15 protein-coding genes are annotated in these 16559 nt (G+C 37.1%); 4 read left to right on the forward strand and 11 right to left on the reverse strand.

What is annotated here, in order from left to right; translation table 11 throughout:
- Window positions 1–27: 27 nt before the first annotated feature.
- The 9 genes from mreD to yfmF are packed head-to-tail and all read right to left on the reverse strand — an operon-like array spanning window position 28 to window position 7779.
- The gene (mreD, locus tag OVN21_RS04880; protein WP_267247518.1) at window positions 28–522 is read right to left on the reverse strand and encodes a rod shape-determining protein MreD; all 495 of its coding nucleotides are present in this window, start codon (window positions 520–522) and stop codon (window positions 28–30) included.
- 2 nt (window positions 523–524) lie between these two features.
- Window positions 525–1340, reverse strand: coding sequence for a rod shape-determining protein MreC (gene mreC / locus OVN21_RS04885; protein WP_267247519.1), 816 nt, complete (start codon window positions 1338–1340; stop codon window positions 525–527).
- A 60-nt stretch (window positions 1341–1400) separates the two neighbouring features.
- Entirely contained in the window at window positions 1401–2195 is a 795-nt protein-coding gene (locus tag OVN21_RS04890; RefSeq protein ID WP_267247520.1) for an energy-coupling factor transporter transmembrane component T family protein, read from the reverse strand.
- Window positions 2188–3027: an energy-coupling factor transporter ATPase gene (locus OVN21_RS04895; protein ID WP_267247521.1), complete on the reverse strand. Its 840-nt coding sequence runs from the start codon at window positions 3025–3027 to the stop codon at window positions 2188–2190. Before OVN21_RS04895 ends, OVN21_RS04890 begins: the two co-directional genes overlap by 8 nt.
- The gene (locus OVN21_RS04900; RefSeq protein WP_267247522.1) at window positions 3012–3839 is read right to left on the reverse strand and encodes an energy-coupling factor ABC transporter ATP-binding protein; all 828 of its coding nucleotides are present in this window, start codon (window positions 3837–3839) and stop codon (window positions 3012–3014) included. Before OVN21_RS04900 ends, OVN21_RS04895 begins: the two co-directional genes overlap by 16 nt.
- On the reverse strand, window positions 3836–4381 hold the full coding sequence (gene pgsA, locus OVN21_RS04905) for a CDP-diacylglycerol--glycerol-3-phosphate 3-phosphatidyltransferase (protein WP_267247523.1): 546 nt from the start codon (window positions 4379–4381) through the stop codon (window positions 3836–3838). The genes OVN21_RS04900 and pgsA overlap by 4 nt, the downstream gene beginning before the upstream one ends.
- 10 nt (window positions 4382–4391) lie before the next feature.
- Window positions 4392–5213, reverse strand: coding sequence for a cytoskeleton protein RodZ (rodZ, locus tag OVN21_RS04910; RefSeq protein ID WP_267247524.1), 822 nt, complete (start codon window positions 5211–5213; stop codon window positions 4392–4394).
- 35 nt (window positions 5214–5248) lie between these two features.
- The gene (gene yfmH / locus OVN21_RS04915) at window positions 5249–6532 is read right to left on the reverse strand and encodes an EF-P 5-aminopentanol modification-associated protein YfmH (RefSeq protein ID WP_267247525.1); all 1284 of its coding nucleotides are present in this window, start codon (window positions 6530–6532) and stop codon (window positions 5249–5251) included.
- Window positions 6529–7779, reverse strand: a complete 1251-nt coding sequence (gene yfmF, locus OVN21_RS04920) for an EF-P 5-aminopentanol modification-associated protein YfmF (RefSeq protein WP_267247526.1) — start codon at window positions 7777–7779, stop codon at window positions 6529–6531. The genes yfmH and yfmF overlap by 4 nt, the downstream gene beginning before the upstream one ends.
- A gap of 161 nt (window positions 7780–7940) precedes the next feature.
- On the opposite strand from yfmF, the gene yaaA reads away from it, so the two are divergent.
- Together yaaA and recF are read left to right on the forward strand one after the other, a co-directional pair.
- Window positions 7941–8309: a S4 domain-containing protein YaaA gene (yaaA, locus tag OVN21_RS04925; RefSeq protein ID WP_148842505.1), complete on the forward strand. Its 369-nt coding sequence runs from the start codon at window positions 7941–7943 to the stop codon at window positions 8307–8309.
- Window positions 8310–8311: 2 nt separating this feature from the next.
- Complete coding sequence (gene recF, locus OVN21_RS04930) at window positions 8312–9403, forward strand: DNA replication/repair protein RecF (RefSeq protein ID WP_267247527.1); 1092 nt, start codon at window positions 8312–8314, stop codon at window positions 9401–9403.
- A gap of 54 nt (window positions 9404–9457) precedes the next feature.
- Here recF and guaB read toward each other — a convergent pair whose 3' ends face one another.
- Both guaB and trpS read right to left on the reverse strand, forming a co-directional pair.
- Window positions 9458–10936 carry an IMP dehydrogenase gene (gene guaB / locus OVN21_RS04935; protein WP_267247528.1) on the reverse strand — a complete coding sequence of 493 codons (1479 nt, stop codon included), beginning with the start codon at window positions 10934–10936 and terminating at the stop codon, window positions 9458–9460.
- 155 nt (window positions 10937–11091) lie between these two features.
- Complete coding sequence (trpS, locus tag OVN21_RS04940) at window positions 11092–12123, reverse strand: tryptophan--tRNA ligase (protein ID WP_267247529.1); 1032 nt, start codon at window positions 12121–12123, stop codon at window positions 11092–11094.
- 194 nt (window positions 12124–12317) lie between these two features.
- Here trpS and OVN21_RS04945 point away from each other — a divergent pair, with 194 nt between their 5' ends.
- Window positions 12318–13940, forward strand: a complete 1623-nt coding sequence (locus OVN21_RS04945) for an ATP-binding cassette domain-containing protein (RefSeq protein ID WP_267247530.1) — start codon at window positions 12318–12320, stop codon at window positions 13938–13940.
- 61 nt (window positions 13941–14001) lie between these two features.
- Window positions 14002–16554, forward strand: a complete 2553-nt coding sequence (locus OVN21_RS04950) for a YfhO family protein (protein ID WP_267247531.1) — start codon at window positions 14002–14004, stop codon at window positions 16552–16554.
- The last annotated feature ends 5 nt before the right edge of the window (window positions 16555–16559 follow it).

Genomic DNA, 16559 nt, shown 5'->3' on the forward strand with positions numbered 1-16559 from the left:
CGCCTTTGTTACATTTTTATTTCTTTCTTATAGATAGCATTTTTCAAAAATATATTGGAAAATAAGCATCCATAAAAAGTTTAAAATCATTGATGGGACAAGGCTATAGACGATGAAAACTGCCGTCGATTCCACCGTCAATCCCATAGCAAGAGCAAGGAGATAGCTCCCCATATCAAATAGGAAACTCATCACAACTATTGTTAACATTCTTGTCCAACGGTTTAGCAAAATTACACTATTAAATCTATGGAGCGAAGCACCTATCAAGATAAATAGAAGCGTCGCAATTCCTATCAAGTGGAAAAAATAGATATCGTACACCAAACCTACTATACAGCAATAAGCTAGATAGAGGTATTCTGAAACCTCAATTGTCTCAAACAAGAGAAATAAAAACAGAAAATGACTTGCTAAATGAAAGTTAGTGAAGAAGGATCCCGCTAATTGTCCAATATGTGCATCAATTAGTACGAGGAAAGGGAGTAAAAAGAAAATACCAATTTGTTTTAACAGTCTCATTGCTAATTCCCCACTAACTCTACCACATGAAGATTTTTGGTGTCAGCACTTAACTTTACTATTACCTCCTTTGTTAGATAATCACTGCTGTGTGTTGTAGCAACAACTTCTCCAACAGGAATGTCCTTAACATTAAAGCTTCCGAGCCCCCCTGTAGTCACCTTGTCTCCTGCGCTAATGTCACTGTTACTGTTTAATTGGCTAATTTTAAGTAGTTCAGACTCCTTATCATAACCAACGATAATCCCATAAATTTCAGTAGAACCATGCAGGATTTTAACAGAAATTTTATCTGAATTTTCGGTGTTTGTCAATAGGTTGACCGTTGTTGAATGATCCTCCACCTTTGAAACACTACCAATCAAACCCCCGTTTGCAATGGCCAACATATTTTCAGAAGCTCCTTTTGAACTTCCCGCATCAATTGTTAACTCTTGTTTCCAAGATACTGGAGCTCGCATAATCACATCTGCTGCAATGGTTTTTGGAGCCTGCAATTTTGACTTCATATCCAGCAACTGACGTAGTTGTTCATTTTCATTTTTTAAACTTTCTGATTGATTAGACTCCACCTCTAGTTGATAAAGCTGTTTTTTTAGACTCTCATTTTCATTGTATGTCTGCGTCAAATGTCCCAAATCCGATTTGAAATCGTCAAACCACTGAAAGGGGGTTTGGACAATTCTATCCACTAAAGAGATTCCATCTCCCAGTTTCGTCACAATAGCACTTGAATAAGTTGTCACTAATAGTACAGAAACTGCGAGAACTGTGACAAAAACGATGATTAGATATTTTGATTTTTTAAAACGGCTCATATTCCTACCTTTATACTAAAAATCTGCTACAGTGAGCTTCTTATCAATCCTACAAATCCGCTAAGATTTTAAGAAAAACAAGAAACATCCCAGAATCAAAATCACAAAAATTACCAGTGTATCCTTTTGACTCCATCTCAACTGTCTATACTGACTTCTCCCCTTTCCTCCCTGATAGCCACGTGCTTCCATGGCTATTGCCAATGAATCTGCACGCTTTAAGCTCGTCGCAAAAAGAGGAATTAGAATCGGAATCATAGCCTTTACTTTTTGAACGATGCTGCCTTCGCCAAAGTCAACTCCACGAGCCTTCTGAGCATTCATAATCCGTGTCGTGTCATCCATCAGGGTTGGAACAAAACGCAAACTCATTGATAACATGAGACCAATTTCATGAACAGGAACTTTCACGCGTTTCAGAGGCGCCAAAAGAGATTCAACTGCAGCTGCCAGACTCAAGGGCATGGTCGTTAACGTTAGCAAGGTTGAAAAGAAAGTAATCAACACAAAACGACAAAAAATGATTCCAGCTTGTTGCAAAGCATAATCCGTTATTCTTATAAAAGAAAACTCAAATAGGACATCTCCACTTGAAATGAAAAAGAGCTGAAAAAGAGTCGTAAAAGCAATCAGGAAGAACATGGATTTTAATCCCTGAACGAAAAATGAGAGAGAAACGCCCGACAATGCGATAAATATACCTGTCGCTACAAACAGAATGAGATTGGTGAGAGGATTATTGGCCCAAAATACAATCAAAACCAGCAGAATCATGGCAAGCAATTTACTACGTGGATCCAAGCGATGAATAGTGGAATTCCCCGGTATATAACGTCCTAAAATCATACTATCCATTTAGTGACTCCTTAAACTCCTCTATCTTGATTGGCAGTTTCTTAAAAGCTACACCCCTATCTGTCAAACGTTTACAAAAAGCAGTGATTTTAGGCACACCTAACTGTACTTTTTCCATAGAGGCTACATCTTGGAAAACAACACTCGGTTTGCCACTTTTGACTAAACGCCCCTTTTCTATAACGTAGACCTGATCAGCGTATGCAGCTACATCATCCATCAAATGTGTTACCAGAACGATTGTCATTCCAGAAAGGTGGAGCTTTTTAAACAAGGTCATCAATTCTTTTCTACCCAAAGGATCTAGCCCTGCTGTCGGCTCATCCAAAACCAAGACAGTTGGCTCCATGGCTAGCATACCTGCTATAGCCACACGTCTCATTTGGCCACCCGAAAGTTCAAAAGGACTGCGCTCAAAAAGTGTCTCATCAATGCCTACCAAGGCTAACTTTTTATGCGCAATTTTCTTGGCCTCTTCCTCAGAAACTCCAAAATTTTGCGGTCCAAATGCAACATCTTTCAAAACAGTTTCTTCAAAAATCTGATTTTCAGCAAATTGAAACACTAGGCCAACCTGCTTTCGAATCTGGCGAATTTCTTTATTGGTTGATGTAGGGGTAATGACGGTATCGAAAACTTGAACAGAACCCCTACTTGGTACCAGTAAGCCATTTAAAAGCTGTAAAATCGTTGATTTCCCACTACCTGTGTGCCCGACTAAAGCTGTATAGGAACCATCCTCAATCGTCAAAGAAACATCAGTCAAGGCCGATGAAGATAGGGGTGTCCCCTCTTGATAGGTAAAGCTCACATTTTCTAGAGTAATTCCCATAGCTTGTCCTCTAGCTCTCCTTCTGTCAAATAGATATCCGGCAACTGATAGCCAGCATCTCTCAAAGATTCTCTCAATTGATTAGTAAAAGGCTCATCTAACCCTATCTGGTCAAGATCATCCCGAGAAAAAAGCTCTCTTGGGCTGCTGGTTGACTCCACTTGGCCTTTTTTCATGACCAAAATACGGTCACTCATCGCAACTTCTTCTAAGTCATGTGTAATGGAGACGACTGTCATCTGGTGATCTTTTCGAATCTCTTGAACTGTCTGAATCAGTTCTCTGCGGCCCTCGGGATCCAACATACTTGTAGCCTCGTCCAGGATTAAAATAGCTGGCCTCAGGGCAACAACTCCTGCAACAGCCACCCGTTGTTTTTGTCCACCAGATAAACGAGCTGGTTCTCTCTTCTTAAAGTCCAGCATCCCTACCAACTCCAAAGATTCAGACACTCTCTTCTTCATTTCTTCTCGAGGAAGTCCCTGATTTTCTAAGCCAAAGGCGACATCATCTTCAACAGTTGCCCCCACAAATTGGTTATCTGGATTTTGAAAAACCATACCAATTTGTCGACGCAAATCCCAAACATTCTCAGAGGACAGCAATTGCCCATCTATCCAGATTTCCCCAGACTCTGCTTCAAGCAAGCCATCAATCAAACGGATAGTTGTCGATTTTCCACTCCCATTATGACCTACAATCGAAAGCCATTCTCCCCGTTTCACGTGAAACGAGACATTATTAACATCATAATAATCCTGGTCTTCCTTGTAACGAAAAGACAGATCTTTTACTTCAATAATAGATTTCATTTCGAACCAAATGTCCCTTTGAATACATGAGCGCTACCCTTAAAATAATCATAACCAGAGTAGATAGTGAAAAACAAAGCGATATAAAGCAACAGCTGACCAATTAAATTCCAATGTAAGAGCAAAAAGATAATGGCAAACATCTGACTAAAGGTCTTGATTTTCCCTGGCATCGCTGCTGCTAGAACTGTCCCTCCCGTCTCAACAAGCAACAAACGCAAGCCTGTCACCGCAAGTTCACGACAGATGATAATAGTAACAACCCAAGCTGGAGCCATACCTAACTCAATCAACATAATCAAAGCTGACATAACCAACAGCTTATCAGCCATCGGATCTGCAAACTTTCCAAAGTTGCTGACTACATTCCATTTACGAGCAAGGTAGCCATCAAGATAATCCGTTATACTAGCAACTGCAAAGATGATCGCTGCCAGCAAATGACTTCCTTGTGAATGACCCAAAGTCAAAATAAAAATAAAGAGAGGTATAAAGAGAATTCTACCAATAGTTAATACATTAGGAATTTGTTCTTTTTTCATTGATTTTTCCTTAATCTGTAGTAAATGTAAGTGTCACAGTTCCAGTCTGAGTTGTCAGCTTCGAAGTATCAATCATTTGATTGTCCACAGTCACAGTAACTCCCTTTACCACACCCAAAGTAATAGTTACAGAATCTTTCGTTGAAACTGTTGTTTTTGCATTCTTATTGTCTGCGGATAGTGTCACACCACCTTCCAACTCACTTCCCGAAACACTAACCCAGATAGTCGTATCTGAAACTGCCAGCTGAACAGTAGCTGTTTCCTTACTCGTTTTATAGAGAGCTTCAATGCGGTTTCCTTCGCCTGATACTGTAATAGTTGATTCCGTAGTAGAAGATGAGCTAGCCGTCTGACTACTAGAAGATGAACTAGTTGAGGTTGTGGAACTAGTTGAGCTAACAACACTATAATTTGCAGAAGAAGGACTTGGCTGAGTTTGGATGTAGTTCCAAACATAGTAAGTGACAAAAATTAAAATTGACAAAGCAAATAGAACGAAATAAAACAAGGGGAGATAAGACGTTTTTTTCTTGTTTGATCGTCTGCGACCAGGCAAGCCTTCTTCATCAACATCAACCTCTTCATAAGTGATCATACTACCTGAATCATAGGCGTCCAAAACAATTCTCTCATCCAACTCTACTGCCCAGGCATATTTTCTTAAAAAAGAACGAGCATAGAAGGTACTAGGAAGTTGATCAAAATCATCTGCCTCCATAGCTTCTAGAAAGTTCAACTGAATTTCAATTTTTTCCTGCAATTCTTCCAGACTCAATCCCTGGTTAATTCTAGCTAAACGTAGAACCTCGCCAATTGTTTTTTTTCTCATACGTACCATTCCTTCTTTCTAGTATTAGTCATCTTTTAAGCTGGAAAGATGGTAAAATCAACTAGATCACCATCATCAATCAAACGATGTCCAGCTTCTAGAATATCCTCCAAAGTAATTTCCTGTAAAATTTTCGGAAAATCAAAAATTGTTTCTCCGCGATTCATCGGATCGTATTGAGTTGCAATAAATTCCAAGGAGTTCATGCTACTGAAAAGCTCCCCAAACATCTCACTCTTAACAAGATCTAAATGTTCCTCTGTAATATCCGTATCACTACTAAACTGACGAATCGCTTTACGAAATTGATGCGACAGTGAAACAGGCTCTTTGGTATCCATCGTCAATATCACAAAATGAAAGCGACTGTTGACTTCAACCTCAAGTGACAATGACGCATCTAACTTCCCAGTCTCATATAACCTTTGAAAACGGTCAGAAGTCCAACCAAACATCATCGTAAATAGCAATCTCAATAAAATATTGTAACGATAAGACTCAGCTTCTGTTATTTGCCCATTACCTCTAATCGCAACAGCAAGTTTGGGTGAAGAAACTTCCATCCGAAGGCTATCCGTTTGCTTCACAGGCTGCAAGGGTAATTTCTCTTTTGTAACTGTAAACTGTTCTAAAATCTTTTTGTCCTTTTTCGAAAAGTATTCCTCAACAACTTCCACATCAATATTTCCAACTAAAAACAGTGACATGTTGACAGGTTTATAAAAGTCTGTAAAGTTTTCTTTTAAATTTGAAACTTGAATCTCAGAAATTGATTTTTCACTTCCAACAATATCTGTTGCTAAAGGAGTATCAGGATAAAGATTGGCTAATGTTGCAAAAAACAAACGTGAGTCTGGATCGTCTTGGTACATCTCTCGTTCTTGCTGGATAATATCTTGTTCCCTTAAAACAGACTCTTCTGTGAAATGAGCATCTCCGACTAACTCATCTAGCAAATCTAAATTCTCTAATAGATGGTCAATTGTTGAAAAACGATAGCTGGTCTTAGTAAAGCTTGTAAAGGCATTACTGTCCGCACCTAATCGAGTAAAAGCTGCCATCATATCCTCAGAGTTTTCTCTTTCAAACAATTTATGTTCAAGAAAATGTGCAATTCCTGCTGGATGATGACGTGAACCTTTTTCCAAGCTTGTATAAGTTGCATCTACAGAACCAAATTGAACCGTTACAATCCCATAAACCTCATTGAAATCTTGTTTAGGGAGTAAAGAAACTGTCAATCCATTTGACAATTGTGTTTTGTAGACTGTTTCCTTTACAGCAGGATAGTGTTTTTCTTCAAAAGTAACCTTTGTCATTCTACTCCTTCCATAAAGTAAATCGCTTGTAACTTCAAACTGTTGGCAGCTTTACATACCGCTTCTTTATCAACACTCTCTAATTTTGCCACCAATCGATCAATATCAAAGCTTGATTTTCCAAATAGAGCATTCAAATAGGCTCTTTCAACCAGGGTCTGTTGATTATCTTGAGCCATCAATAAAGATCGTCGAATCATCTCCTTGGTTTGTTCAAGTTCAAAATCTGTAAAGTTACCCTTTTTCAGATCTAGCAATTGATGATTCATCATTTTTCTAGCCTGATTTCGATTTTCTCTATCAATACCCGCATACATCCTTAACAGACCACTAAACAAATCCAATTGACTAGATACTGTATAGGCAATTCCAGCATTTTCACGAACGTTTGTAAAGAGTTTCGAATGTGTAAATTCACCCAACAGACCATTCATAGCAAGCATGGGTAAATGCTTATCATCGCCGTATTTTACAGGAGAATGATAGCCCATTTCCAAAATAGATTGCCCAACATTTCTCTGAACCATTCCTTCTTGTAGAACATTCGAATAAGACTGATGGTACTGGATAGTAACATCGCTCTTTCTAGCTGTGAAGGGCAATGATTTCAGCGATTCTGTAATTTCTACTTCATTAAAATCACCTAAGAAAAAGAAATCAATTCGATCATTTTTCAGAGCATCTTGAAAGCAAGTGTAGCTACTTTTTGGAGACTCATTTGAAATGCTATTTCGTAAATCACTGTATCTCAATTGAAGACGCTCATCATGGAAGAACAAGCTATCCAACTCCTTATGAGCAAAACAAAATGAATCATCCATATCAGTAGCTAAACTAGCCAATAATTGTTTTTTTTCAATTTCAAATAGGGATAGCTCAAAAGCACCATCTTGAACTAAGGGGGCAAATAAAGTCTGTTTCACCAATTCTAAAATTTGAGAAGTCAAGACATTCTTTTTACTTAAAAAATCATCCCTCACATAGGTAAATGTTACATCAAGAATATGTGCCTGTCCCCTACGATAAGCACCTGTAGAAATATCTGTTCCATATAAACTTGCCAAGTATCTGCGAAATGCTTGTGATGTTGGGTAAGCTTGATTTGCCGTCTCCAACATACTTGCACTTAACATGCGTCCTGCTATTGTCTCAAGAGATAAGGGAGTAGTAAAACGAATAGTGATTTTATTTGTTTTAAACTTTTTGGATTGAACAAAATGTGCTGAAATTCCAGGCACTAATTCCATACCTTACCTCCTTACATATAGAGTTCTATTATACCACAAAAATCAAAATTTTTCTTGTTCTCTTTATAGCTTTAAAGAGTAAAACCGTTTTCATTTTATCTAACTTTCCTTCAGCTATTTCAAGGAAAATTATGGTATAATACCAAAGATTGAGGTGAATTATGGAATACAAATTATTTGAAGAATTTATTACGCTCCAAGCCCTCCTAAAAGAACTTGGAATTATACAAAGCGGTGGTGCTATCAAATCCTTTTTAATAGATCATCAAGTTTACTTTAATGGTGAATTAGAAAATAGACGTGGGAAAAAAATCCGTATTGGAGATACGATTGACATTCCTGATTTAAAGATTGACATCACCTTGACAAAACCAAGTTTAAAAGAGCAAGAAGAGTATCGAGCAGATAAGATTGAGAAAGAGCGAATTGCTAAACTTGTCAAAGAGATGAATAAAGGTGTCAAGAAAGAAAAACAAAAAACTTCTTCATCACCTAAAACCAAGCAAGTTCCACGTTTTCCAGGAAGATAACCATGTGGCTCCAACATTTAACAATTAAAACCTTTCGAAATTACAAAGAGGCAAAAATTGATTTCAATCCAAAATTAAATATCTTTCTAGGTCAAAATGCACAAGGAAAAACCAATATTCTAGAAGCAATCTATTTCTTGGCCTTGACACGTAGTCATCGGACTCGTACAGATAAAAATCTCATTCATTTTGATGACGAGCAACTCCATCTTTCTGGCTTGCTACAGAAGAAAACAAGCTCTATCCCTCTAGAAATTGATTTAACGCCAAAAGGGCGTGTGACTAAAGTCAATCACTTAAAACAAGCTCGCCTATCAGACTACATCGGACATATGAATGTTGTCCTCTTCGCACCTGAAGATCTCCAGCTAATTAAGGGAGCACCTTCTGTCCGTCGAAAGTTTATAGACATCGAACTGGGACAAATTAAACCAATCTACTTGTCAGACTTATCAAACTATAACCATATACTCAAGCAAAGAAATACTTACCTAAAATCCAGCCAAAAGATTGATGAAACATTTCTGTCAGTCTTAGATGATCAGTTAGTAGAGTATGGTTGTCGCGTTATAAAGCATCGAATAAAATTCATTAAGGACTTAGAAAAATTTGGTCAAAAAAAACACTTAGAAATTTCAAACAAATTAGAAGAGTCGTCAATATCTTATCAATCATCTGTCAACTTCACTGATGAAGAACAGCTAACAAGTTCCTTTAAAATTGCTTTGGAGAAAAGCAGATCCAGAGACTTATTTAGAAAGAATACTGGAGTTGGCCCCCATCGAGATGACATTACTTTCTATATCAATGGTATGGATGCTAGTTTTGGAAGCCAAGGTCAACATCGTAGTCTTGTACTTTCTATCAAACTAGCAGAGATTGAGCTAATGGAAAGTATTACCAACGAATCTCCGATACTACTGCTTGATGATGTTATGAGCGAACTTGATAACACACGGCAACTAAAATTACTAGAAACTATTTCTCAATCTATTCAAACCTTTATTACAACAACAAGTTTAGACCACTTACAAAACTTGCCAGAAAACCTTAGTATATTCAATATCCAAAACGGTCAGATATCTATAAATTAAATTGACATTGTTGTAAACAAAAAAGAACTCCTGAAATTATGAGTTCTTTTTTGTTTACATAGAATAGTTTGGTGCTTCATTAGTGATTTGTACATCATGAGGATGGCTTTCTTTTAGACCAGCCCCAGACATTTCAATAAATTGGGCATTATCATGTAGTTCTTTAAGGTTAGCTGCACCACAGTAACCCATACCAGAGCGAATACCACCAATCATTTGGAAGACAATATCAGCTACTGCTCCTTTATAGGCAACACGACCTTCAATTCCTTCTGGAACGAGTTTGTTTGCTTCATTAACAGAACCTTGGAAGTAACGGTCACTTGAACCTTTCTTCATTGCAGCGATTGATCCCATACCACGGTAAGTCTTAAACTTACGTCCTTGGAAGATTTCCGTTTCACCTGGCGCTTCGTCTGTTCCAGCAAACATTGATCCAAGCATAACAGCATTTCCACCTGCAGCAAGTGCTTTAACAATATCTCCAGAATACTTGATTCCACCGTCAGCGATGATTGTTTTGCCATATTCACGCGCAACTGCTGCTGCATCATAGATTGCTGTCACTTGTGGTACACCAACACCTGCAATCACACGAGTGGTACAGATAGAACCGGGCCCAATTCCAACTTTGACAACATCTACACCTGCTTCGTAAAGAGCACGCGCTCCTTCTGCAGTTGCAATATTACCTGCAATCAAAGTACGATCTGGGAAATGAGCACGAATTTCAGCAATTTTACGCAGAACTCCAGCAGAGTGACCATGTGCAGTATCAATAACAATTGCGTCAGCACCTGCTTCAAAAAGGGCTTCGGCACGTTCAAATGTATCTGAAGTGACGCCCACCGCACCAGCAACTAAAAGACGACCGAATTCATCTTTTGCCGCATTTGGAAATTCAATCACTTTTTCAATATCTTTAATAGTAATCAAACCAGAAAGACGACCGAATTCATCAACCAAAGGAAGTTTTTCAATACGGTGTTCTTGAAGAATGCTTTCAGCTGTTGCAAGATCTGTACCAACAGGAGCAGTAACAAGATTTTCACTAGTCATGTGATTTGAGATTGGTTGATTGTAATCTGAAATAAAGCGAAGATCTCGGTTTGTTAAAATACCAACCAATTTACGATTTTCAAGTGTTTCAACTACTGGGACACCACTGATACGGTAACGGCCCATCAGTTCATCTGCTTCAGCAATAGTGTGTTCTGGAGTCAAAAAGAATGGATCAATAATGACACCATTTTCAGAACGTTTTACCTTGCGAACTTCATCTGCTTGTTGCGCAATAGACATATTTTTATGGATTACTCCAAGACCACCTGCACGAGCAATGGCAATAGCCATTTGACTTTCTGTGACTGTATCCATCGCGGCTGTTATAATTGGGATATTTAAAGTCAGATTATCTGCCAATTTTGTTGTTAAATCTGCATCATTAGGCAACACATGACTTTCTGCTGGAATGAGCAATACATCATCAAAGGTAAAACCTTTTTTCAAAAATTTAGTGTCCCAATTAGACATTGAAGTTTCCTCTTTTCTTTCTTTTTGAGCTTGACTCTTTTTGTATTGTATCTATCATACCATTCTATGGAAATTTGTCAATTATATTTATAGCAGAAAACATAAAAAAACTATCCCTGTTATTCTATGGAAGAGATAGTTTTACGATTCATACTTTATCTATTATTAAAATAATTTAGTCCCATTGCTCCCTTAACTTCAGATAGAGTTTGCCCTGCAACCTCACGAGCTTTTTCACTCCCTTTTTGAAGCATATTGTACACTTCACCCATATCCTTAGCAAATTCGATACGGCGCTCACGAATAGGACCAAGTTCACGTTCTAATATTTCAAGTAGATAACGCTTGGTCTTCACATCACCAAGACCACCTCGTTGATAATGTTCTTTCATATCAGCAATTTCTTGAGCATCTTCTGGACGACCAAAAACATCTAGATAATGGAAAACCATATTTCCTTCAATTTTACCTGGATCCTCAACGCGGATATGATCTGGATCTGTATACATACTCATGACTTTTTTACGTAAAGTATCCGCATCATCTGCTAGATAAATACCATTATTAAGGGATTTAGACATTTTAGCATTTCCATCTAGACCAGGCAAACGTCCTGCTCTCTCATTTTCTGGATATATCCCTTCTGGTTCCACCAAAACATCACAGTTATAGGAATTATTAAAGGAACGAACAATCTCACGAGTTTGTTCAATCATTGGTTTCTGATCTATCCCTACAGGAACATAATTACCCTTGAAGGCAGTAATATCTGCTGCTTGCGCAATTGGATAAACCAAAAATCCTGTCGGAATACTTTCTCCAAACCCTTTCTGAGCAATCTCTGTTTTCACTGTTGGATTGCGCTCCAAACGAGCTAATGAAACTAGATTCATATAGTACATAGATAGTTCAGCCAATTCTGGAATCTGGCTTTGAATAAAGATAGTTGATTTACTTGGATCCAATCCAACTGCTAGGTAATCCAAAGCAACATTCCCAATCGATTCTACAATCGTTTGAGGAACTTTGGCGTGATCTGTCAATGCTTGTTGGTCCGCCAAAAAAACAAACATATCATACTTGTCTTCTTCCTGCAGTAATACTCTATTTTTAAGACTCCCAACATAATGTCCAATATGCAGTTTTCCTGTTGGGCGATCTCCTGTTAAAATAATGGGTTTCGTCATTTTTTTCTCCTTCGAAATAGTCTCTTCAATTATAGCATTTTTTTGTTAAAATAACAGAAAATTATTTAAATCAAATAGCTAATACGCTGTAAACAAAACTGTAAAATTAGTTGACATAAAATTGACAAAGAAAAATTTGAATATTTCTCTCTTTTCTAGTAGAATAAATATATTACATATATAGGAGAAAAACATTGCTTACAGTATCTGATGTTTCACTACGTTTTAGTGATCGCAAACTTTTTGATGATGTCAATATCAAATTTACAGAAGGAAATACGTACGGATTAATTGGTGCTAATGGTGCAGGAAAGTCAACATTCTTAAAAATCTTAGCTGGTGATATCGAGCCAACAACTGGTCACATCTCTCTTGGTCCAGATGAACGTCTCTCTGTTCTCCGTCAAAATCATTTTGACTATGAAGATGAACGTGCAATTGATGTCGTTATCATGGGAAATGAAAAACTTTATAGCATCATGAAGGAAAAAGATGCTATCTACATGAAGGAAGATTTCTCTGATGAGGATGGTGTGCGTGCTGCCGAACTCGAAGGTGAATTTGCCGAACTTGGAGGTTGGGAGGCAGAGAGTGAAGCGTCTCAACTACTTCAAAATCTTAATATTCCAGAAGAATTGCACTATCAAAACATGAGCGAATTGGCCAATGGTGAAAAAGTGAAGGTTCTCCTTGCTAAAGCACTTTTTGGTAAACCAGATGTTCTTCTCTTGGACGAGCCAACCAACGGTTTGGATATCCAGTCTATTACTTGGCTAGAAGACTTCTTGGTTGACTTTGATAACACCGTTATCGTAGTATCACACGACCGCCACTTCTTAAACAAAGTATGTACTCACATGGCCGACCTTGACTTTGGAAAAATCAAACTCTATGTCGGAAACTATGACTTTTGGAAGGAATCTTCTGAGCTTGCTGCTAAGTTGCTAGCAGACCGTAATGCTAAGGCAGAAGAAAAAATTAAGCAATTGCAAGAATTCGTTGCTCGATTCTCTGCTAATGCTTCTAAGTCAAGACAAGCAACATCTCGTAAAAAAATGCTTGACAAGATTGCATTAGAAGAGATTGTGCCATCTAGTCGTAAATATCCATTTATCAACTTTAAAGCAGAACGTGAAATTGGTAATGATCTCTTGACAGTAGAAAATCTAACTGTAAAGATTGATGGCGAAACTATCCTAGACAATATTAGTTTCATTTTGCGTCCAGGTGATAAGACAGCTCTTATTGGACAAAATGACATCCAAACGACTGCATTAATTCGTGCAATCATTGGTGACATCGACTATGAAGGAACTGTCAAGTGGGGAGTTACTACTAGCCGTTCCTACTTGCCAAAAGACAACTCAGCTGAGTTTGCAGGAGGAGAGTCAATCCTTGACTGGTTGCGTCAATTTGCAAGTAAAGAAGAAGATGACAATACCTTCCTACGTGGTTTCCTTGGTCGTATGCTCTTTTCTGGTGATGAGGTTAACAAACCTGTAAACGTCTTGTCAGGGGGAGAAAAAGTACGTGTCATGCTTTCAAAACTCATGCTCTTGAAATCAAATGTCCTTGTACTTGATGATCCAACAAATCACTTGGACTTGGAATCTATCTCAAGCTTGAACGATGGATTGAAAAACTTTAAAGAATCAATCATCTTTGCTAGTCATGATCACGAGTTCATTCAAACTTTGGCAAACCATATCATTGTTTTGTCTAAGAATGGCGTCATCGATCGTATCGATGAAACATATGATGAATTCCTAGAAAATGCAGAAGTACAAGCAAAAGTTAAAGAACTTTGGAAAGACTAAATAAGACTTCAAAACTCAGTTGGATTAACCAACTGAGTTTTCTATCATTCTACGAGGTAACATGAAATCATTTTTTAAAACATATTGGACCTATTTTGTTTCTTTCATCATTCCTTTAGTAATTATGACTGGAGTATACCTAACTCAAGGTATCTACTGGAATAGCGATGCATCTCCACTATTAGGAGACGGTTTCCATCAATACGTTATTTTTGATGTAGCTTTACGAAATATTTTACATGGAAATGGCAGTTTGTTTTACACCTTTACAAGTGGTCTAGGGCTAAACTTCTATGCCCTATCTAGTTATTACTTGGGTAGCTTTCTTTCACCTCTGGTTTACTTTTTTGATTTTTCGAATATGCCAGATGCTGTTTATCTGACCACTCTCTTAAAATTTGGATTGATTGGTCTGTCAACCTTCTTTAGTTTGAATAGATTATTTAAAGATATCCCAAATTTTTTAAAACTGGCTTTATCTACTTCCTATGCTTTAATGAGCTTCACTGTCAGCCAGTTAGAGATAAAAAACTGGCTAGATGTTTTTATCTTGATTCCTTTAATTATAACTGGTTTACACCTACTTATAACACAAAAGAAGCGCCTACTATACTTTACAAGTTTGTCAATCTTATTTATTCAAAATTATTATTTTGGGTATATGACAGCATTATTTCTTATTTTCTGGTATCTCTGCCAAATTTCTTGGGACTTTAAAACTCGAAAATCATCTTTTCTTGATTTTGTTGTTACCTCCTTTTTAGCAGGAATGGCTAGTTTGATTATGACTCTTCCTACACTGTTTGATTTACAAACTCATGGAGAGAAGTTAACTGCCATTACAAAATTGAAAACAGATAGTAGCTGGTATCTGGATATTTTCGCAAAACAATTTATTGGATCTTTTGATACAACTAAGTATGGATCTATACCAATGATTTTTGTTGGATTGCTTCCTTTTATTTTAGCCATTCTATTTTTCACAATAAAATCTATTAAGTTTCACGTGAAACTTACCTATGCAATTTTCTTTACTTTTTTAATAACAAGCTTTTACATAGAAGCACTTGATTTATTTTGGCAAGGGATGCATACCCCGAATATGTTTTTGCATCGCTATGCTTGGATTTTTTCTACTCTGTTAATTTATACTGCAGCAGAAGTCTTAAATCGCTTGAAAGAACTGAAGCTCTGGAATCTATTTATCTCACTTTTTCTTCTACTAGCAGGATTTCTGGCTACTGTCTATTTTAAATCACACTATTCTTTTCTAACAGATTTGAATATCCTACTCACTCTTGAATTTCTACTGGTTTATGCTCTTTTACTTCTTGCAGTCATTAGAAAATTTATCTCTGTAAATCTATTTGCAATTCTTTTGTCTTTATTTATAACAGCTGAGATAAGCTTAAATGCATCATCTCAAATGGAAGGAATAGCTAAAGAATGGGCCTTTGCTTCTCGTAGCGCCTATAATAGAGATATCACCGCTACGGAATCCATTCTAAACCAAATTGACAATCCATTTACACGTACTGAGAAACTGCAAATTCAGACAGGAAATGACAGTATGAAATTTAATTACAATGGAATCTCTCAATTTTCGTCTGTACGAAATCGTTCAGCTAGCACTAGTTTGGACAAACTTGGATTCAAATCCTCTGGAACCAACCTCAATCTCCGTTATGCAAATAATAGTCTTTTAGCAGACAGTTTATTTGGAATCCAGTACAATATTTCTGAAACTTCACTTGATAAGTATGGTTTTCAAGTGATTTATCAAAAGGATCATTTAACCTTATATAAAAATCAACTCTCTTTACCCATTGCTTTTGCCACACAATCTATTTACACAGATGTAAACTTTAACAATCACACTCTAGATAATCAAGCTTTATTTATAAACCAGCTCGCTAATCTCAACTTAGATTACTTTTCCAAAATAGCATATGATAAAACAGATACTTCAGATGGTTTAACGAGCATCACAGGTTCTGCGAATGAAGATGCAAAGATTAATTATCAAATTGAAGTTCCAGAAAACAGCCAAGTTTATCTCTCTTTCATAAACCTTCACTTTTCTAACGATAAACAAAAGAAGGTTGACATCCTTGTCAACAGTGAAAAAAAGACTTTTACAACTGACAATACCTTTAACTTCTTTAATTTGGGTTATACTGAGGAACAAAAAACTTTCAATATCAATGTTAGTTTCCCTGGAAATTCACAAGTATCATTTGAATCTCCAGCCTTCTATCGTTTAGATACTCAGGCCCTAACTGAGGCAATCCAAAAGATTAAAGAACAACCTGTAGAAGTATCCACCTCTAAAAATAAAGTCTTTGCTACATATGAAGTAAAACAAGATACCTCTATTTTTTTCACTATCCCTTATGACAAAGGTTGGTCTGCATACCAGGATGGGAAAAAACTTGAAATCAAGCAGGCTCAAACTGGTTTTATGAAGGTTGATGTTCCAAAGGGAAAAGGTACCATTACACTTTCCTTTATCCCTAATGGTTTTGTTATTGGAACAGTCTGCTCACTAACTGCCCTTCTTCTTTTTGGGATCTATAATCACAGACAAAATTTATCTAAGACAGAAAAAGATTGACCAAT

The sequence above is a fragment of the Streptococcus sp. Marseille-Q5986 genome, assembly GCF_946902915.1.
Classification (GTDB): domain Bacteria; phylum Bacillota; class Bacilli; order Lactobacillales; family Streptococcaceae; genus Streptococcus.